The sequence below is a fragment of the Saccharophagus degradans 2-40 genome (assembly GCF_000013665.1).
Taxonomy (GTDB): domain Bacteria; phylum Pseudomonadota; class Gammaproteobacteria; order Pseudomonadales; family Cellvibrionaceae; genus Saccharophagus; species Saccharophagus degradans.
This window is the reverse complement of record NC_007912.1, coordinates 3,708,987-3,729,990: the sequence shown is the minus strand read 5'-3', so window position 1 is coordinate 3,729,990 and position 21,004 is coordinate 3,708,987. Positions and strand designations below refer to the sequence as shown.

Sequence of the window (21,004 nt, the reverse complement as noted above, 5' to 3'; positions counted from 1 at the left end):
TCAATAGGTTATCTATGGCTTGTTCTCGAATAGCAGTATGGGGCGTAATATTAGCGGTATGCGGTGCTCTGCTTGCCTGCCGAAGTGGCATGGCCCCAAGCGTAGACCACGCCACCCAGCCAGAAAACCCGCGTGAACGCGTGTTACTAGATACTGGCTGGGCATTTAAAAAATACCAGCAAGGCGACGTTGTAGATAACCTTATTTATGACGTAAGGCCAGAAGTAGAAAGTGCCGAGGATGCTCGCCCAGCCGATGCCATGCCCACCGAAGCGATAGATCTTGTGGCCAATGAGCAGGTGCTTAAAGCGTGGATTCTACCTACAGCTAACGATTTTATTGCAGACCCTAAACACCATTACCAGCGCCCGCCATCAAACCCCGGTAGCGAATTTCCCTATGTGCAATCTAGTTTTGATGACAGTGCTTGGCAGCAGGTTAACGTACCGCACGACTGGGCAATTGCTGGCCCATTTATGGCGGGGTGGGATGCCGAAGTGGGCGGTGGAATGGGGCGTTTACCTAGCCCCGGTGTGGCGTGGTATCGCAAAGGTTTAGATATACCGGCAGAAGATGCTGGCAAAGCTATTTTCTTGGATGTAGATGGGGCTATGTCTTATGCGATGGTGTGGCTAAATGGCCAATTGGTGGGCGGTTGGCCTTATGGGTATGCTTCGTGGCGAGTAGATTTAACACCGTACATTTTGCCGGGCAGACGCAATCAATTGGCTATTCGTGTAGATAATCCGCCGCATTCGTCGCGTTGGTACCCCGGTGGCGGTTTGTATCGCAATGTGTGGCTTACCAAAACATCTAAAGTGCATGTTGCCCAATGGGGTACGCATATCACAACACCAGCTGTTTCGGCGCAGCAAGCGCAAGTAAATGTTTCGGTAAAAATAAATAATCACAATCGCAGCACAATCGCAGCCAGGCACATGTAGATGTAACAACCCGTATATTCGAGTTGGATGCATCCAATAATAAAACCGGTGTAGCCATTGCTACGTTAACCGAAACCGCCGTTGCCGTACCAGCGCAAAAAAATGTAACGGTAACGGCTAACGCTACAATAAATAACCCAAAGCTTTGGGGCCCGTTACCCACGCAAAAACCGCAGCGGTATTTGGCCGTATCGCAAATAATGCAAGCGGGTATTGTTGTAGATAATTACCAAACCACTTTCGGCATACGCGATATAGCGTTTGACCCCGAGCGCGGCGTGGTGGTTAACGGTGAGCCTGTTTATATTCAAGGGGTAAATCAACATCACGACTTAGGTGCGTTGGGCGCAGCATTTAATGTGCGTGCAGCGGAGCGCCAATTAGAGTTATTGCAGGAGATGGGCGTAAATGCCATTCGTATGGCGCACAACCCGCCAGCGAAAGAGTTGCTAGACCTAACAGACAAAATGGGCTTTTTAGTTATCGACGAAATATTCGACTCTTGGGAGCGCAAAAAAACACCGCTCGACTTTCACCTTATATTTCCCGAATGGTCGGAACCAGATGTGCGAAATTTTATTCGCCGCGATCGCAACCACCCATCGGTAATAGGCTGGAGCCTAGGCAACGAAGTAGGCGAGCAATATACCGGCGAAGCTGGCGCAGCAGTTGCAAAACGACTGCATGATATTGCAAAAAGTGAAGACCCAACTCGACCCACTTCGGTTTCTATTAATTTTGCCAAGCCGGGTATGGCGTTGCCGCCGGTTATGGATATGATCAATTTGAATTATCAAGGCGAAGGTATTCGCAATGCACCTGAATACGTGCACTTAAAAGGTATTCGCACCGCGCCGCTTTACCCCAAGTTTCGCGAGGCTTATCCAAATAAAGTAATAATAAGTAGCGAGAACGCGGCCGCAGTAAGTTCGCGGGGGGAATACTTTTTTCCGGTAACCGCAGGTGCAAGTGCACCAGTAGCAGATGGTGCCGGTGGTGACCCTAATTCTGCGCACGTAAGCGCCTACGAGCTGTATACCGCGCCGTTTGGTTCTTCTGCCGATAAAGTGCTGGGTTCCCTTGCTGATCACCCTTATGTGGCTGGAGGTTTTGTGTGGAGCGGTTGGGATTATTTGGGCGAACCCACCCCTTACTATTCCGCGCGCAGCTCGTATTTTGGTGTAATTGATTTGGCGGGGTTTAAAAAAGATCGGTTTTATTTGTACCAAGCGCACTGGCGACCAGATTTACCCATGGCCCATATTCTGCCTCACTGGAATTGGCCCAATCGAGTTGGCGAAGTAACACCTGTGCATGTATTTACATCTGGGGATGAAGCTGAATTATTCCTAAACGGTAAATCGCTAGGTAGAAAAATAAAAGGCAAAAATGCATTTCGCATCCGTTGGGACAACGTTATTTATCAGCCCGGCACATTAAAAGTGGTGGCCTATAAAAATGGTAAGCAATGGGCGCAATCTGTTGTTGCCACTACTGGCAGTGCTAGCCAATTACAGTTAACCGGAGATAGAACCAGAATTCGAGCGGATGGCAAAGACCTCGCGTTTATAACCGTAGATGTGCAAGATGCCGATGCCACAAACGTGCCCACTGCCGATAATCCATTAAGCTTTACCCTAGCTGGCCCTGGGGAAATTGTGGCCACGGATAACGGTGACCCGACGGATTTAACGTCTTTTACTTCGCATACCCGCAATGCTTTTAACGGTAAGTGTTTGGTTATTGTTCGTGGTGTTGCGGGTAAGCCGGGTGCGCTTACCTTAAATGTTACGGGGGCAGGGCTAAAAGCTGCACAAACGGTAATAACAACTCATTAACTACCCATTAACTATTCATTAAAAACCCATTAACAAATCGACTCCATAATGGGGCAAGCCGAAAACAAAGTGGGCTAGTGGACAAGAGGTGCGCTCTAGTCCACTAGTTGTCACTTGCTATTGTTTAGTGTTTATCTTTTCCACCGTTTATTTCAATTATTAGTTCACAATTTTATTGGTTGGGCTACCGTATTTGCCTGCTTAGGCTTATAATGTCTGCATGCTATGGTCTGCGTGACTATATGTGTGTTTCTATACCTACTACCTACGTATTACGCTTTTACAATAATAAATACATAAAGCCAGTTTTAATGTTTGCGCTTTTGCTTAAACGTTAAAAAACAAGTGGGCTCCACTTGGTAATTCGATCCGTTGTTAATTTATACCTGCTCATTGGGTACTAAATTATTCGTTATTCCCTAGCGCCTACTTATATAACCATAAGCCGAAATTGTCAGTTGTAGCATTTAATGTGTGGCGTGTTTTCGGTCAAATAATCATGTTTGTGAGGATCTCTTATGATCAAGCTACGTCAATCTATCCACGGCGCCTTGGCGCGTACCGTGGGCATAATAAGTATAAGCACCGGACTTGTACTCGCAGCGCAAACTGCAAGTGCAGCCTGTGAATACACCGTAACCAATTCGTGGGGTTCGGGTTTTACCGCGAGTATTCGCATAACAAACGATACCGGTAGCGCAGTAAACGGTTGGGCGGTTAACTGGCAATACGCTAATGGCAACCGTGTAACAAATTCATGGAACGCTACGCTGTCTGGCAATAACCCTTATAGCGCCAGCAATATTGGTTGGAACGGCGGTATTCAACCTGGGCAGTCGGTGGAATTTGGTTTTCAAGGCACGGCTAATGGCGCGGCAGAAACACCAGCGGTAACGGGGGCTGTATGTGCTACAGGGTCTAGCTCTTCCAGCTCAAGCTCTAGTTCTTCGTCTAGCAGCTCTAGTTCTAGCAGCAGTTCGAGTTCATCGAGTAGCTCGTCTAGCACTTCAAGCTCGTCATCTAGCAGCTCTTCCAGTTCATCGGGCGCAAACTGTGTAGAAATGTGTAAGTGGTATCAAGATGCGCCTCGCCCTTTATGCAATAACCAAAATAGTGGTTGGGGTTGGGAAAACAACCAAAGTTGTATCGGCCGAGCAACGTGCGAATCGCAACCGTCTAATGCGGGTGGGGTGGTAAATAGTTGTCCGTCTAGTTCTAGCAGCTCTTCAAGTTCCTCTAGTTCGAGCTCGTCTAGCAGTTCAAGCTCGTCTAGCAGTTCAAGCTCGTCTACTAGTTCTAGTTCATCAAGCACAAGTTCTACTTCTTCAAGTAGTTCTAGCTCTAGCGGTTCTGCTGCAAACTTATATACCTTGGCAGATTTCCCCATTGGCGTTGCTGTAACTGCGGGTAATGAGAGCCGTAGCTTTTTATCTATTGCTGCGAAAGAGGCAACTGTTAAAAAACACTTCGACCAAATTACAGCCGGTAACATTATGAAGATGAGTTACTTGCACCCATCCGAAAATAGCTACACCTTTAGTCAAGCGGATGCCATGGTTAACTGGGCAAATAGCAACGGCGTAAGTGTGCACGGCCATACTTTTATTTGGCATTCCGATTACCAAGTACCAAATTGGATGAATAATTACAGCGGTAATTTTGCGTCTATGATGGATACCCACGTAACCACTATTGCCGATCATTTTGAAGGCCGAGTAGTAAGCTGGGATGTGGTAAACGAAGCTATCGATGAGAGCCAATCTAGTTGTTATCGCAACTCTTTGTTTTACCAGCGTTTAGGTAAAGCTTATATTGCCAATGCGTTCCGCGCGGCCCGAGCAGCAGACCCTAGCGTAGAGTTGTATTACAACGATTACGATACCGAAGGTGGCAATGCCAATAAGTTAAATTGCTTGTTGCAATTAGTCGATGACTTGCAAGCGAACAATGTGCCTATCGATGGTGTGGGCTTTCAAATGCACGTGCAAATTGATTGGCCCAGCACCAGCAATATTGCTGCGGCTTTCCAAGCTATTGTGGATCGCGGCTTAAAGGTAAAAATTACTGAGCTGGATGTGCCTATTAATAACCCTTATGGCAGTGGTTCATTCCCGCAATATTCAACTTACACGTCACAAGCCGCTGCGTTGCAAAAGGCGCGTTATAAATCCATTGTAAAAACCTACTTGACTGTTGTGCCAGCGCATTTGCGCGGGGGCTTAACCGTATGGGGTATATGGGATGGTGATAGCTGGTTGTTAGATTTTGATAATCGTCAAGGCGCTGATGATTGGCCGCTATTATTTAGTGGCCCAGCTAATGGCCCCTATGTAGAAAAAGAAGCATTCTATGGCGTGGCAGAGGCGCTTACAGAATAGGTTCTAACTCGAAACTGTAATTGCTAATTTCTAGTAAAGATAAGCCCCGCCCGAATAGTAGTGTTTGGGCGGGGCTTTTTTTTGTACGGTTTCTTATATTTGAATGAGTGGTTTGTAATTTATGCTTACCAGTTTAAATCGGCTTTTAGGCGCGTTGTAAGTTTTGTGGCTAGCCGGTGTTGAGTGGTTAGGTTTGGGGGGTAGTGGCAGCCCAGGCCATCTTCGGGTTCTATTTTCCCTAAATCTAATACGGCAATATTGCTATTGGTGAAGCTCGCCAGTATTTGTTTTTGTGAATCCCGTTTTTCGCCACCCAGCATAGGGCTTACTATTAAATAATAGGGCTGGGTTGGGTAATCTTGCCGCAGTGTATTTATAAGTTTTTGTAAGTGCTTTTTATACTGTTCGGCCACAATATTTGGTTTTTTAAATTCCCAGAAATCATTGGTGCCAATATTTATTAAAATTGCGTTAGGTTGGTATAGCGCACTGTTCCATTTGCTGTTGGGGTCGTCTGCTAGTGCACGTTGTTGGCGCACGGTAATAGTGGGGTTTACTGGCTTTTGTTCGCCGTAAGATCGCCAAACACCAATGCCGGACCACGCCAATGTGTGCAAGCTAGCGTTTAAGTTGTTGGCTGTAATTGCCGCGTAAGTCTTTTGCGCGTTGCTGGATTCTATACTGTAACCACACTGTTCGCTTTCACCTTCTACGCCGTAACCTGCGGTAATAGAGTCGCCTATAACAAGCAATTTGTTTTTCGCGGGGCTTTGCGGCGCTAGTAGTATGCCGTCTACTATTGGCGCCGATGTAATGGCTGCAATGCCGGTAAACGATTCGCTTAAGCGAGTAAGCGTTACTGTGTGTTTGCCAGCGTGTATTGGTGCTCGCCTGCTTTTACAAATAGATCTTTAATTTTGCCATCTACATTTACTTGAAAACGCATTTTATTGGGGCTGGCTATAGCAATGCTGGCTTGTGTGCCCTCAAACCGAAACGCAATGGCAGAATTGGGCCAAGTGAAACGGGTTTGGTTTGGTATAGTGTGGTCGAAGCGGCCAATATATAACACTTTGTTTTTGGTAGCTGCTTCGCCACTTGCGCTAATTGCCGCCGCACTAACAAATATTGTGAAAGCAAATAGAAATAAAGTGGCGCAAGGCTTAAGCCAATTTAATGTTGGCGTCGGTTTAGAGTAGGGGTAAGGTTTCATATTTTAGCCACTTAATAATTGCGTTTTGGGAAGCGTTGGTGCGCATAGCGTAACGCAAAGCGGGTTAAGTTTACGTTAGCTTTACATTAACTATGCGCTACTGCTATGTGCTAACTGCGCGGTGAGCGTGACGAGTAAGCTCACCCAAGATGCTCATTAAAAAATGCTATTGTGCGTGTCCAAGAAAATTATGTCCAAGAAAGTTCTGGCTAGTTGCGGCGCTGCTTGTGTTTACACTTTTCATAACGTGCTCTCTACAATTAAGTATTTAAACGATGTGTTTGGAAGTGTAGCTGGGCGCTGGCCCTTATTATGTTGGTGCTGCATGGCTATGAGCTGGCCAAAATAGTAACGCGGTACTTGTTTGTGGGTAAAGAGTAATGGATCGATTAACGCGTTATGTTAGTCTTGCGTTTTTACAGCAATTAATACTATAGGCACGCACCAAAATGGCTTCAATTTACGATATAAACATACAGAGCCTACAAGGCCAATTGATAGGTTTTAGCGACTTTAAGGGCAAGGCCCTGTTAATTGTTAATACGGCAAGCAAGTGCGGCTTTACACCGCAGTACGAAGGTTTACAGCAGCTTCACCAGCAATACGCCAGCGAAGGGCTAGTGATAATAGGTTGCCCGTGTAATCAGTTTGGCAAGCAAGAACCGGGGGATGCCAAGGCTATTTCTGAAGGGTGCTTAATTAACTACGGGGTGGATTTTCTAATTACCGAAAAAATACACGTGAACGGTGCCAATACTCACCCGTTGTATAGGTATTTAAAAACCGCGCTACCGGGCTTTATGGGCAACAATATAAAGTGGAACTTTACCAAGTTTTTAATTGGTAAAGACGGCACGCCCATTAAACGCTTCGCGCCATTTACTAAGCCTGCCTCTATGGAAGGGGCGGTAAAAAAAGCGTTAGGTTAGTGTGGTAGTCTAATACAATGGCCTAATACGATGGGGTAATGCAAAGAGCACACCTTCTCAATACCGGCGGCACACTCAGCCCGAATGTGCCTTTTTTTGCTGTATGAATGTAATCGGTTGCATGCTGGGCGAATGGTGCCTAATATCGCTAGTCTCGGTGCGGGCTCACATATTCCGCAGCTACAAGGATGCTATAAAAAATTAAAAGGACAGTGAAATTGAAAGCTCAAAAATTAGCGTTTTTAACGGCCTATTCGACGAAGATGGGCGCTTTACCAGTAACATTGCTAATCGTAGCCGCCGTTTTAGTCGTGTTTGTCGCAGCTTTAATACTACAGGCAACCGGTTTGCAGTCAGCTACTGGTGATTTAAAAACCCTAGCAAGTGCCGCTGCATTTAAAAGCGAAGTGCCTCATACACCGCCAAAACATATACCCCTCCAAGAGCCGAGTTTTGACCCAACCACAAACAGCCTGACGGATGAAGATATAAATAGAAAGCTGGCTGGGTTCGCTACTCGAAATGAGGTCGAGGAATCCATAGAGTTTTTAACATCTCGCGGCTATGTTCCGCCAGATGTGCTGGAAATGTATCGAAATTACCCTGAAGAAGTATTGCAGGCGCTAGGTAACGATGGAGACTTAGCTGCGTTAGCTGTGCTGGCTGGCCAGTACGCAGAAAAAGACTACGATCAATTTAAAAATGCAGTACTTAAGTCAATTGTTTATGGGTCTATTAGCTTTGCTCAGGTGCAGGCGGATTTATATTCCACGCAATCTGAATTTGAACTTGCAAACCCTAATGGGGGGAATAGTGAATTGGCCAAACTGGACTTTTTATTGTCGCTAAGCTGGTATGAATTTATAAAAATGAGGGGCGGCGGCGAGGCTGTTACTCAATTGATTGATGCGCGCATAGCTAAGTCTGCTTTTACTATTTCGCCAGCGGATAGAGCGACTATTCAATCTCAGGGGGCGGCTATTTACGCTGAGCTATCCAATGAGCGGCAGCGCTTAGGTGTGGGGGAGTACGATAACAGTGTGCCGCCAGGGCTTGAAAACTTTCTAGCTTTAATTGGCATCTATTAGTTGTAACACTATTCTACTTCTAGGGTAGTGCCAGAGCTTTGGGCGCACAAACGGTACCATTCTTGTGGCACGCCTTGAATCCCCTGCTTACTTAGCATTATTTAACCCTCTTCAGTTTATTTATGTGTGGTTGCACAGCCCTCATTAATTCGTTTTTGTTTATGGCATCTAAGCCACTATTTCGCAATAAATGCATTAGGTGCTAATTGACGTATATGCGAGGTACAAACTTCGCAAAACGCGGTATTTCTAGGTCCTAACTCCTGTTTGTACGTTTTTTCGGTCGCATGCGTGGCTATGGCGGCCTATGTTGATTGGTACTGTTACGGCTTCAGCACTGGTTGGTCGAGGCCGTGGCACCCCTAAAAAAATAATCAACAAGGGTTCTATTATGTGGCAAATCAACAAATCGGCTTTAGCGGCCGTGGTATTAGTGTGTTCCTCATCTAGCTTTGCGCAATCTGCATGTGACACTCAACGCATTGAAGCCGAAAATTACGTGGCAATGAGTGGTATTCAAACCGAAAGCACGGCAGACACTGGTGGCGGTTTAAATGTGGGCTGGATAGACGCCGGCGACTGGCTTAGTTACCAAGTTAACCTACCTGCTGCAGGGCAGTACGAGGTGCGCTATCGCGTTGCCAGTAGAAATGGCGGCGGTGTACTTCGGTTAGAGGGCAATGCCGGTCAAACCTTGTATGGAACTATGAATGTACCCAACACGGGTGGCTGGCAAAATTGGCAAACCCTTTCTCATTCAGTGACATTAGCGGCAGGAGAGCAGTCTATTGGTATTGGTGTGCCAAGCGGCGGGTTTAATATTAATTGGCTGGAGTTCGTACCTTTAGATTGCAGTGGGCCAATCGACCCGCCCATTAACCCACCTTCGAACTGCGCGAGCATTGTATTCGAGGCCGAAAATTACGATCAAATGAGCGGCATTAGAACGCAAACCACAAGTGATACCGGAGGCGGCTTAAATGTGGGGTGGATAGATGCTGGCGACTGGCTTAGCTATGCCACTGTGAATATCCCCAGCACGCAGGTGTACAATTTTGAATACCGTGTGGCTAGCCCTAATGGCGGCAGTTTTAATTTGCAGGGTTCGGCTGGCGCAGAGAATTTTGATACCGCTACTTTGCCCAATACGGGTGGTTGGCAAAATTGGACAACGGTAACAGGCTCGGCGCTTTTACCTGCTGGCAATGTGAATTTCGGTATTAGTGCGATTACTGGTGGCTGGAATATAAACTGGTTTAAAGCTACACCAGAGAGCTGTGATGATATAAACCCTCCAAGTACCGGTATTACTGCTAAGCAAGCAGCGGCAGCCATGGGCAAGGGGTTTAATTTGGGGCAAATGTTCGAAAGTACGCAACACCCAAGAACATTTAATGCTGCAAAAAGTAAAATAGATGCTTACTACAATATGGGCTACAGAAATGTGCGCATCCCTATTACTTGGACTGAAGCCGTAGGCGGAAACAGGCTTGTTGCAGATGCAAATGTAGGCGCAGTCAATCGCAACCACTCTCGCTTAGCTGTAATTACTCAAGTAGTAGATTACGCGCTTTCGCTACCCGGCATGTACGTGGTTATTAATGCGCATCACGAAGGTGGATTAAAAACCAATAATCGCTGGTGGGTGTTAGAAACTCTGTGGGCAGATATTGCCGATATATTTAAAGACAGAGATCACCGTTTGCTATTTGAAATATTAAACGAGCCACACCTAAGCGATGCCAATAAGTCGCCTATGCCCCCCGCCAATTTGCGTTTTATGACGGGCAAAGCCTATAACAAAATTCGCGCGATAGATGCGCAGCGAATCGTTATTATTGGTGGCAACCAGTGGTTTGGTGCAGGTGAAATGGCAAACGTATGGCCAAACCTTAATGATGTTGGCGGCGGTTCCGATGCATATGTAATGGCTACTTTTCACCATTACGACCCGTGGTCGTTTAGTGGCGATAACCAAGGCGATTACGCCGATGCTTGGACGCTATCTAACGTGGGTAACCCAATGGATATAATGCAAAGCTGGGCAAACGGCGTAGGCCAAGGTATGCCTGTGTATATTGGCGAGTGGGGCGTAGGTTGGGGCAGCCGCTACAGCGCCATGCAGTGCAATAATATTCGCTATTGGTACCAGCTGTTCGACGCGAGCTATGCCTCGGCAAAAGGCCAGCCTACGGCAGTGTGGGATGACGGCGGTTGGTTTAAAATATTCGACCACGGTACCAACAGCTTCAATAATAATTTAGCCCAATGTATTGGTGGAAACTGCGCTTGGGATGGCGCCGATAGATTTAATTCTGGCTGTAATTAAATTTTAAGCATTAGTTACAAACTGGTGATTAATAAAAATTAAAAGCTCGCTACGGCGAGCTCAGACTGATGACAAACTTGATCTAGGCAATTCAGCGAGTAAATTCTAAGGTTGAAAGATCAAAAATGCTCAATTCATGGACGAATTGAGCAAGTTATAGGGATATATTCATACGTTTTTTGAGCTTTCAACCTTAGAATTTGCGGATTTAGAAGGATTAGGCTCTTCGCTAAAATAATAGAGAGGTTTATCAATAAACTGAGCTCGCTACGGCGAGCTTTTTTTGTGCGGGATAAATGCTAGAACCAAGTACCTATTTGGATTAAGCCGTTTAGTGTTATTGCTCGCTCATTATTAGTTCTTATGCTAACTCTTTGCGGTATTGCGAAGGTGTTGTGCCTACTAGTTTTTTAAAGAAAGTATTAAAAACCGACTTACTATTAAACCCCACCGCTAGGTATATATCGGTAATTGTTGTATCGCTATGCTTTGGCGAGGCCAGCATTGCTTTCGCTTCTTCTATACGGTAGCGGTTTACAAATTCGTAAAAATTAACACCAAAGTGGCGGTTAATAATCATGGATAGGTCGCGTGCGGTAATTGATAGCTCGTCGGCCAAATGTTCGAGGGTGATATCGGGTTCCATATAGGATTTGGTGCCGCGCATGGCTTCGTCAATTTCGCGGGCTAAGTCTGGGTTAAGTAAGTGATCGGATATTTTCTTTTTGGCGCCGTCTTTTGGTTTTTCTGGCTCTTCTTTTACTGGCTCGAAGCTAGAAAAGTAACGAATGCCTGTAAACACCAAAAGATTCACTAGCAGAAATAGCGAGTAGTAACAGGTAAGCCCCATTTTTTGGAAGAAATCCATATGGTAGGGCTTAAACAAAAAGATAACCTTAGAAAACGCGAGTATGGCCTCTAGGCCCATTACTATCATAAAGCCCACAACAAGCATGCTTATCCACGTTATATCTACTTTTTCTACATTGGAGTGGGTGGATTTAAGCAGGTGCTTATATTTAAACACTAGCTGCAAGCATAAAAAGCAGTAGCCAAAGCGTACAACCTTGCTGAAAAATTCCATAAAGGTGTAACCTGCACCATACACAAAGGTTTCACTATTAATAAGGTGCAAGCGTTCGGCATAGCTATGGCTATAAAAGGCAATGCTCATAAACACAATAAATGCAGCCAAAGGCAAAAGGTGCAGCAGGTCTGTTTTTCTAAACTTAAAATCGCGGAACACCAGCGATTTAATACACATTAATAGCAGTGCACCATCCACGTAATAGGCGGCGGCGCCTATAAAGTACACCTCGGGCCAATTGTTGCGCACTCGCAGTTTGAACTCTGCGCCCCACAGAATCATCTCGTGCAAAGGTATTAGCGCGTGGGCCACAAGAAAGGCTGCTAGAAAGTACATGCTTATGTTTTTGCTTGTATTCGTGGCCAATAAAAGGCCGGCAAACAACAGGCACTGCATGGCTGTCATCCAGAGTACAACGTCATGAAAATTAAAAACAACAAGATTCATAGTGGAGATGATACCTAGTGCGAGGGTTAGTTTTTATTATGCATTCAGTAATGCAATCGCAAATGTTGCCAATACTGGGATGGACTGCAAAAGGGCCCTTATTACCGTTGTAATTAGTATAGTGGATTGCCTAAGGTTGTTTATTTCAAATATTTATAAGCTTGGGCGTACCACTGTGCGTTTCGCTGTACCAGTTTATGCAGATTGGCAGCGTTTTTTGTTACTTATTCTCAAATGGCTAGCCGGCTTAGCGCTGGCGCAGCACTGCATATAACCACGCACACTCATTACTGTAAACCCTGCTGCAAGCGTTAGTTTAGCGTGTTTGATGGGGGTGGCCTAGGGGCAATTTTTTACAAAATTAGGGTGTAAATTAGCCCTGTCCACTTCGTCTTGCTGTTGGTCCGTTTCGTCCCTTATTTGTGGTGAATATCAGTAACCACGGGACTTTGATGGGCGTTCGAGTTAGTTAAAAATAATCAAACTACGCCTTTTTTACTCTTTTCCGTTCGAGTTGCACAACTCGGTCGCACCTTGTTTTGGAGAGGTTTACCTTGGTATCAACCCAATGGGCGTGTTGACCTCGCAGTGAGTCGTGCCGAGCGTCGGCCAGCATATTTTGGCACACCCCAAAGGCACCACTTTGCTAATGCATGGGTTTATGCGCTTCTTTGCTCGTTGCGCAGGTTACATTCGGGGAATAAAAACGGAATAAATACCCGAGCTGTTTCTAGCCGTGCACCTCAATTGGCAATGGTTATTTGCACCACTGAGATGGGTGTAGAACAACACAATAAATACAATACATAACTCAGGTATTCACTATGACAACGCGAAATACTTTCAAGCTGAGTAAGCTCCTGCTTTCGCTAGGTGTACTTACCGCTTCTTCGCAACTCGTCGCCCAAGACCTAATTTGGTCCGACGAATTCGAAGGCGATAAAATTGACCGCAGCATATGGTCTTACAATGTGGGTGGTAGTGGTAACGGCAATGGTGAGTTGCAGTACTACACCGCCAATGCCACCAATTCACGCATTGAAGACGGCAACCTCGTTATTGAGGCGCGCCGCGAAGAGATGGAAGGTAAGCAGTTTACTTCTGCACGTCTCCATACAAATGGTCGCTTTTCTTTTAAATACGGTACCTTAGAGGCAAGAATTAAATTGCCTAAGTTAGACGATGGCCTGTGGCCAGCGTTTTGGACTTTGGGTGATAACTTTGGTGTAGACGGCTGGCCAAAATCTGGTGAGATCGATATTTTAGAAGCCGGCTACAAGGCTGCGCGCGAAGCGGGCACCACCAATACTGCGGTGTCTGGTGCTGTGCACTGGTGGCACGAAAGTGGCGATTGGAGTGATTGGTTGCAGGCCGATGCTCATGCCGAAACGCATGTTACAACGCCTATGAACGAGGCGTATCACACCTATCGTTTAGAGTGGACTCCTAGCGAGCTATCTATTTCTGTAAACGACAATACCTATTTCACCATGGATATTACCGACCCAAACATGTCGGAATTTCACGGTGCTCAGCATTTGCTGCTTAACTTGGCTGTAGGTGGTTGGAACTTTGTAGAAATTGAAGACCCAGCGCTTATTACTGCAGATTTCCCTGCACAAATGCTTGTGGACTACGTGCGCTTATACAGCAACGAATTCACCGAAGTGTTTGACGCAAACGAAAACTTACCAACCGGTGACTTCGGCGTAATGACCGATTTGACCCCCGTGTTCAATGAATTGAACTGGGGTGATCGTATGCACCTGTACATTTGGAACAATATGGAAGTAGCGGGCATAGACCCGTACGAAGGCACTTCTGTATTGGCTTATGATGTGGCGCCAGATGCGTGGTGGGGCATGGGTCTTTTGCATAAAGACTACAACATGCGCAACTACAAACACGGCTACCTGCACTTCATGATGAAGACAACCGCTACCTCCGATATCAGCATTAACATGGCCAGTACCTCTGGCGGTGAAGGTGCTGTTGTATTGGCAAACGGCGGTGAAGAGTACGGTTTAGAGCGCGACGGCGAATGGCATGAGGTGAATATTCCTCTGGCTAAATTCGGCGCGATGGATTTCGAAACCATCAAAACTTTCTTCAGCATGTCTGGCCCAGGCCAAGCAGAAGCATTCCAAATTGCTGTGGACGACATTTATCTAAAAAGCAGTATTGCTTTACCTCGCCCAGAGTTTGGCAGCTTCGGTATTTACACCGAAAGCCCAGAAAATATGAGCGCAGGTAACTTTGGTTTTGGTGTAGAAGGTGATTTATTTCTTTGGGCTGATACCTTAGAGCTATTGCCAGGCGAAGTGGTTGAAGGCAATGCATCACTGCATTTGAAATCAACCGGTCAAGGTTGGTTCGGTATGGGCTTAACGGCTCGCGAAGGCTTTAACCTTTCTGCGTTTGATAACGCCGATGCGAAATTACACCTCTCAATGAAAACCACAGATCAAACTGATTTCCAAGTGGGCATTAAGAGCGGCAGCGTAAACGACATCGGTCAAGTGTGGATTAAGTTTACCCCTGGTAACGACCCATACGGTTTCGCACGCGACGGTCAGTGGCACGACTTAGTTATACCGATGTCTGATATCGCACAAGATTTAGATATGTTCGATGTGCGTCAAGTATTTCAATTGTTAGGTTTTGGCGAAATAGAAAGCCTCGCAATTGACAATATTTATATTAGCGGTGGTGGTGCATCTACACCGGAAATTGTTAACCCAAGTGAACCTGTAAACCGCGCACCGATGGCTGCAATTAAGCCTTCTGTAAATGGCGGCCCTGCAACATTGAGTGTTGATTTCGACGCGAGCCAATCTGGCGACGTAAACGGCGATGCGCTTACCTATACCTGGGACTTTGGTGACGGTACTACTGCAACCGGCGTACAAGTAAGTCACGACTTTGAAAAAGAAGGTAACTACCGCGTTAGCTTAATTGTAAGCGACGGCCAAGCGACAGACGAAACTGCAGCCATTATTACTGTTGACGATAACTACGGTTTATCGCGCAGCGATAAGCGCGGACTTGGTTTTGGTCACCACTCAGTTGCCGACTTCGAAGCTATTTCGCAGGGTATTTCTTGGTGGTACAACTGGTCTATTAAGCCAGATTCACTGATTCAAGATGTTTACCAAAACTACGGCGTAGAGTTTGTACCTATGGCGTGGAACGGTGGTTTTGACGATCAAGCAATGCGCGATTACATCAATGCGCACCGCGACGACGTTAAATACATTCTTGCGTTCAACGAGCCTAACTTCTTAGAGCAAGCCAACATGACGCCTTCGCAGGCGGCAGCCGAGTGGCCACGTTTAGAAGCCATAGCCGATGAGTTTGGTTTGAAAATTGTTTCCGTTGCTATGAACTTCTGTGGCAACTGTGTAACAGAAAATGGCACTACCTATTACGACCCCATTGATTACTTTGACGATTTCTTCGAAGTGTGCCCTGACTGCCGTGTAGATGCGCTTTCTATCCATGCTTACATGGGTGGTGTTGGCGGCATCGAGTGGTATATCGATCTGTTTGCAAAATACAACCTTCCAATTTGGATGACCGAGTTTTCTGCATGGGACGATACCACCACAGAAGAAGAGCAAATCTTCTTTATGACCCAAGCAGTAGACTACATGGAGCAACACGAAAATGTAGAACGCTATGCGTGGTTCACTGGTCGTCGCAATGGTCACCCGTACAACGGTTTGTTTGATTACCGCCAGTCGGGTGTACTTACCGAGCTAGGCAGCGCGTACATCAACATGCCTGTGCACGGTGAAGACAGCATTCACACTTTACCAAAGCATATTGAAGCAGAAGCTTACGCTTACCAAAGCGGTGGACGTGTAGCACCTACTACTGATGCAAATGGCTTCTTGCAAATGGGCGAGAACGCTGCTGGCTCTTGGGTTGAATACAACGTAATAAACCCAGCGACTCGCAGTTACAACGTAGCGGTACGTGTAAACAGCGAAACCGGCGGCACCATTACCGTATTGGTAGACGGTGTTGAGAAAGGCCAAATTCCTGTACCTGCAGCAGCTGATGCGCAAGCTTGGGCAACTGTGGATACCGATTTGGAAATTACTGCAGGTGAGCACGATGTGCGCTTGGTATTTGGTGCAAGTGTTAACCTTAACTGGTTAAACATTGGCGATGCGTTAAGCCCAGAACTAGAACCAGAACCAGAACCAGAACCAGAACCTGAACCAGAGCCTGAACCAGAACCTGAACCAGAGCCAGAACCAGAACCAGAACCAGAACCAGAACCAGAGCCTGAGCCAGAGCCAGAGCCAGAGCCAGAGCCAGAGCCTGAGCCTGAGCCAGAGCCAGAAGTAGACCCAACTGCACCATTAGCGTGTACCGCTACAGCCTCATCGCAAGAAGGCGCGTTAGCACCAAGCTTTGTGTGTGATGGTGATGCCGGCACCCGTTGGTCATCCGAGTGGAACGATAACGAAACCATTACGTTAGACCTAGGTGATGTTTATGAAATATCTAGCATTAACCTAACGTGGGAAAATGCCTACGGAAGCAAGTACGACATATTGGTTTCGGACGATAACGTACACTGGACGCTTGCCTACAGCGAACAAGCTGGCGATGGCGGTATAGATAACTTAGCAGTAACGGCTACTGGCCAATACGTGCGCCTGCTTGGTTTAGAGCGCGGCATTGGTTACGGCTTCTCTCTGTTTAGTTTCGATGTTTACGGTGCACTAAAACCTGTAGTGGTTGTACCAGAAGGTGATTTGGCGTTAGGTAAGCCTACGAGTGCTTCTTCATCGGAATGGGCAGAGCCAACCGCCGCTAATGCAACCGATGGCAACACCGGCACGCGTTGGGCCAGTGCTTGGACAGACAGTGAGTGGATTTCTGTAGATATGGGTGAAGTGTATCCTGTTGGTCGAGTGGTACTTAACTGGGAAGGTGCATACGGTAAAGGCTATAACATTCAAACCTCAAACAATGGGGCTGATTGGACTACCGTTTACACCGAAACCGCAGGCGATGGCGGTACAGATGAAATTATTCTGCCATTCGCGTCTGGCCGCTATATTCGTGTACTAGGTACCGAGCGTGGCACAGGTTACGGTTACTCACTGTGGGATTTTGAAATCTACGCAGATTAACTTACGACAGTTAGATTTGTTTGTCAGCAGCTCCCCTTCGGGGGAGCTTTTTATATATAAGCTTTATTCAGGGCCTGTTACCAAAGGTCAATGCTCATTCCTAAGCTCAGCATAGTACATAAGTGTAAAAATATATTGCGTGTTAACTAAAGTTGAATAGCGTAGCTAAGACTATATGGCCCGCTGTGGGTTATAGTGGAATACCTTACAATAACGGTGTAAGTGCCACTGGTGGGTAAAGTAACGTTTAAATAATTGTTGCCATAGGTCCAATAGGAACCATCGGGTTTGTAAACAAATATTTGCCCATAGCTAGATACAGATTCACTCATGGCTATAACAATTTCTTGTTGAGCTAGCGCGCTAAATGTATAGCTATCCATATCATAATTATTCAGGTTGCTCGACTGCGTGCTGCCACTGGATAAATCACCATTTTCTACATTATCGCCACCGCGCACAAAATGCAGCGCGTAATCACCACTATGAGTAATATTTGAATAGCGCACAACAACCGTGTATTCGCCGGTTTGTGGTAGGGTTAAATGCGCAAGGTTATTGGCGTAGGTCCAATAGCTGCCGTCGGGTTTATAAAAATACATCTGGCCATAACTGCTTTGGTCTTCGTCCATCATTAGCGTAATTGTTTCGCCCGCATTGCCATTAAAATTGTAGCTATCCATATCTAATGCGGCCAGGCTGCCTGTGCGCGTTGCACCGCTAGTGAAATCGCCATTTTCTACTTCGTCGCCACCGCGTACATAATGTAGGGCGTAATCGCCGGCTTGGATAAAGTTGGAATAACGAATAACAACAGTGTATTGCCCCGTTTGCGGCAGGGTTAAATGCGCAAGGTTATTGGCGTAGGTCCAATAGCTGCCATCGGGTTTATAAAAATACATCTGGCCATAACTGCTTTGGTCTTCGTCCATTATTAGCGTAATTGTTTCGCCGGCATTGCCACTAAAGTTATAGCTATCCATATCTAATGCGGCCAGGTTGCCTGTGCGCGTTGCACCGCTAGTGAAATCGCCATTTTCTACTTCGTCGCCACCGCGCACATAATGTAAGGCGTAATCACCGGCTTGGATAAAGTTGGAATAGCGAACAACCACAGTGTATTGCCCCGTTTGTGGCAACGTTAAGTGCGCAAGGTTATTGGCGTAGGTCCAATAGCTGCCATCGGGTTTATAAAAATACATCTGGCCATAACTGCTTTGGTCTTCATCCATTATTAGGGTAATGGCTTCGCCTGCATTGCCAATAAAGTTGTAACTGTCTATATCGTAACTGGTTAGCGTTTCGTTGTGAGTTTCGCCACTAAGCAGCAGTGTGTTTTCTATGGCATCGCCCCCTAGTACAAAATGTAAATCGTAATTGCTTTGCTGGATATAATTAGAAAGTCGCACTACTACGGTGTAGCTTCCTGTTTGCGGTAATGTTAAATGCGCTAAATTATTGGCGTAGGTCCAATAGCTGCCGTCGGGTTTGTAAAAGTACATTTGGCCGTAGCTACTTGCGCTTTCATCAAGCATTAAGGTTACCGCTTCTCCTGCGCCACCACCGAATGTAAAGCTATCTATATCGAATGCTTGCAGATTAGCGCTAGCGGTTTCGCCGCTGGTGAGCACGCCGTTTTCTACGCTATCGCCACCACGAACGTAGCGTATCGTGTAATTGCCACTTTGCGCAGTGCTAGAAAATTTAACAGCCGCGGTATAAGTGCCGCTTACCGGTAAGGTTAAATGCGCCAAATTGTTCGCATAAGTCCAATAGCTACCGTCTGGTTTGTAAATATATATTTGGCCGTAGGATGTGGTGTGTTCTTCCATAACAATAGTAACGGCTTCGCCAGCGTTACCGTTAAACGTGTATGGGTCTATATCGCCTGCAGCTAAGTGGCCGCTTACAGAGCCGCCGCTAGGTAAACTGTCGGCCTGTGAGGTTGCAGCAATACAAATACTGCAGAGTATGACGAATATGTTAACTATAAGTTTTCTCATGGTCGGGGTCCTTTTCGCATGATTAGTTGAACGCGTGCAATAAATGTGGGGTGATAATGTGATGAGTAATACTGTGATGCGATAAATATTTTACTTATCAATGCGTGTGTAAATGAGTAGTTCAACGCCGTTTTTTAGACCTATTTCGCATGAATAGGTAGTGAGCACTGTTGTGGGCGTGCAGAATTGAACAAATTGGGTTTTCGCTGGGTCGTAAATAATAGCGAGCCTAAATGGGGTGTATTAACGTGGATTCTTAAAGGTGAATCTTAAAGGAGATAACTAAATGAATAAGAGTATGCTCGGTAGTAGTTATAGGTTACTTCAGCTGCTTATGGTTATGTTGAGTTTGGGGGCCACTATGCTTGTGTGTGCGCAGGCGCCTAAATCGCCAAGTTTGTCGCATAAAGAATTTAACGAGGTTATTCCTATTGTTGTCGAAAACAATAAAATATTTTTACGCGCCAAAATAAACAATAAAGAGTTTAGGTTTATATTTGATAGTGGCTCGCCTACGGTTATTACAACACAAGCTGCGCAGGCAGCAGGCTTAAAGCCTGTGGGGCAGCATGGAGCTGTGGCCAAGAACACCGGCACAGACGCCAATGGCGTAGCTGTTACTATGGATAAGTATCAGGTAGATACCCTGCAGCTTGGTGGTATTACATTCAGTGATTTTACCGCACTGGTTTTTGACCCGTCCCATTTGCCAATTGGTGGCTGCGTGCTAGATGGCGGCGTGATAGGTTCAGATTTATTTCCTCAAGCTGTATGGCAATTAAATGCTAAAGACAACACGCTTACCATTGCTAGCTCGGTTAAAGCGCTAAAGTATGTAAAGAAAAGTAAAAACACTAAAGAGGTGCCTTTATTGCAATTTGGCTACCCCTTCGCACCAATTTTTGATTACAAAGTGGGAAAACATCTTAACGATAAATTAATGTTTGATACTGGGGCGCCAACACTTGTTGCCTTAGCGGAACCAGCGTACGAGGCAATAAATAATGTCCGCGAAGTGCAAGGTGAGTTAGGTTATATGGGCAATATTGTAGCGCGTGCCTATGCCCCTGAATCTGCAGCGCGCTTAACGCATGAGCAAGATGTGGTACAAGTGCCGATAGATTCGCTTGCAATAGGCAAGCTAAAGCTAACGGATATAAACGCGAGTGTACGTGAAAAAGCGCCAAGTTTGCTGGGGGCCGTAATTTTAAAATCGCACATTGTTACTTTAGATTACCCCAATAAAAAAGCCTATTTCTACGCCTACAATACCGATTATAAACCGCCCGTTGAATCGCAAGTTCAGTTCCGTTTGGATGGCGATAAGGTACAAGTGAGTTATATAGGTAAAGGCAGCGAATCGGAGCGTAGGGGCGTACAGCTTGGTCACACCGTATGGAATATTAATGGTGTAGATGTAGGTACCATTAACGATAAAAACCGCTGCGAAAAAGTGCGCTGGTTATTGAGCTTAAAATATAGCCCCCAAATAGAATATACGTTAATGGTTAATGGGTTAGAGCAAAAGATAGTTGAAAAGGATAGTTGAAAAGGATAGTTGAGGGGAGAGCTTACAGAGGACCGTTGACAGTTAATAA

General features: G+C 46.0%; 12 protein-coding genes. 8 read left to right on the top strand and 4 right to left on the bottom strand.

Annotated features, from left to right (window positions below; genetic code table 11):
* Positions 1–14 precede the first annotated feature (14 nt).
* The 3 genes from SDE_RS23110 (at position 15) to SDE_RS15340 (ending at position 5,160) form a co-directional block, all read left to right on the top strand.
* On the top strand, positions 15–944 hold the full coding sequence (locus SDE_RS23110) for a sugar-binding domain-containing protein (protein ID WP_011469409.1): 930 nt from the start codon (positions 15–17) through the stop codon (positions 942–944).
* A 23-nt stretch (positions 945–967) separates the two neighbouring features.
* A complete protein-coding gene (gene galB / locus SDE_RS15345) occupies positions 968–2,782 on the top strand; it encodes a beta-galactosidase GalB (protein ID WP_011469408.1) in 1,815 nt (604 codons plus the stop codon).
* Between the two features lie 518 nt (positions 2,783–3,300).
* Positions 3,301–5,160: an endo-1,4-beta-xylanase gene (locus SDE_RS15340; RefSeq protein ID WP_011469407.1), complete on the top strand. Its 1,860-nt coding sequence runs from the start codon at positions 3,301–3,303 to the stop codon at positions 5,158–5,160.
* A gap of 125 nt (positions 5,161–5,285) precedes the next feature.
* On the opposite strand, the gene SDE_RS15335 is transcribed toward SDE_RS15340, so the two are convergent.
* Both SDE_RS15335 and SDE_RS15330 read right to left on the bottom strand, forming a co-directional pair.
* The gene (locus SDE_RS15335) at positions 5,286–5,912 is read right to left on the bottom strand and encodes an SGNH/GDSL hydrolase family protein (RefSeq protein WP_011469406.1); all 627 of its coding nucleotides are present in this window, start codon (positions 5,910–5,912) and stop codon (positions 5,286–5,288) included.
* Between the two features lie 104 nt (positions 5,913–6,016).
* Positions 6,017–6,373, bottom strand: a complete 357-nt coding sequence (locus SDE_RS15330; protein ID WP_011469405.1) for a hypothetical protein — start codon at positions 6,371–6,373, stop codon at positions 6,017–6,019.
* Between the two features lie 449 nt (positions 6,374–6,822).
* On the opposite strand from SDE_RS15330, the gene SDE_RS15325 reads away from it, so the two are divergent.
* The 3 genes from SDE_RS15325 (at position 6,823) to SDE_RS15315 (ending at position 10,719) form a co-directional block, all read left to right on the top strand.
* Positions 6,823–7,302: a glutathione peroxidase gene (locus tag SDE_RS15325; RefSeq protein ID WP_011469404.1), complete on the top strand. Its 480-nt coding sequence runs from the start codon at positions 6,823–6,825 to the stop codon at positions 7,300–7,302.
* A gap of 218 nt (positions 7,303–7,520) precedes the next feature.
* Complete coding sequence (locus tag SDE_RS15320) at positions 7,521–8,390, top strand: hypothetical protein (RefSeq protein WP_143710905.1); 870 nt, start codon at positions 7,521–7,523, stop codon at positions 8,388–8,390.
* A gap of 307 nt (positions 8,391–8,697) precedes the next feature.
* Positions 8,698–10,719 (top strand): carbohydrate-binding protein, encoded by a 2,022-nt coding sequence (locus SDE_RS15315; protein WP_011469402.1) that lies wholly within the window; start codon positions 8,698–8,700, stop codon positions 10,717–10,719.
* Between the two features lie 361 nt (positions 10,720–11,080).
* On the opposite strand, the gene SDE_RS15310 is transcribed toward SDE_RS15315, so the two are convergent.
* Positions 11,081–12,253: a helix-turn-helix domain-containing protein gene (locus SDE_RS15310; RefSeq protein WP_011469401.1), complete on the bottom strand. Its 1,173-nt coding sequence runs from the start codon at positions 12,251–12,253 to the stop codon at positions 11,081–11,083.
* Between the two features lie 824 nt (positions 12,254–13,077).
* Here SDE_RS15310 and SDE_RS15300 point away from each other — a divergent pair.
* Positions 13,078–17,403, top strand: coding sequence for a glycosyl hydrolase (locus tag SDE_RS15300; protein WP_011469400.1), 4,326 nt, complete (start codon positions 13,078–13,080; stop codon positions 17,401–17,403).
* 146 nt (positions 17,404–17,549) lie between these two features.
* Here the strand turns inward: SDE_RS15300 and SDE_RS15295 are convergent, their stop codons facing one another.
* On the bottom strand, positions 17,550–19,406 hold the full coding sequence (locus SDE_RS15295) for a hypothetical protein (protein ID WP_011469399.1): 1,857 nt from the start codon (positions 19,404–19,406) through the stop codon (positions 17,550–17,552).
* A 286-nt stretch (positions 19,407–19,692) separates the two neighbouring features.
* On the opposite strand from SDE_RS15295, the gene SDE_RS15290 reads away from it, so the two are divergent.
* Positions 19,693–20,955 carry a retropepsin-like aspartic protease gene (locus SDE_RS15290; RefSeq protein ID WP_011469398.1) on the top strand — a complete coding sequence of 421 codons (1,263 nt, stop codon included), beginning with the start codon at positions 19,693–19,695 and terminating at the stop codon, positions 20,953–20,955.
* The last annotated feature ends 49 nt before the right edge of the window (positions 20,956–21,004 follow it).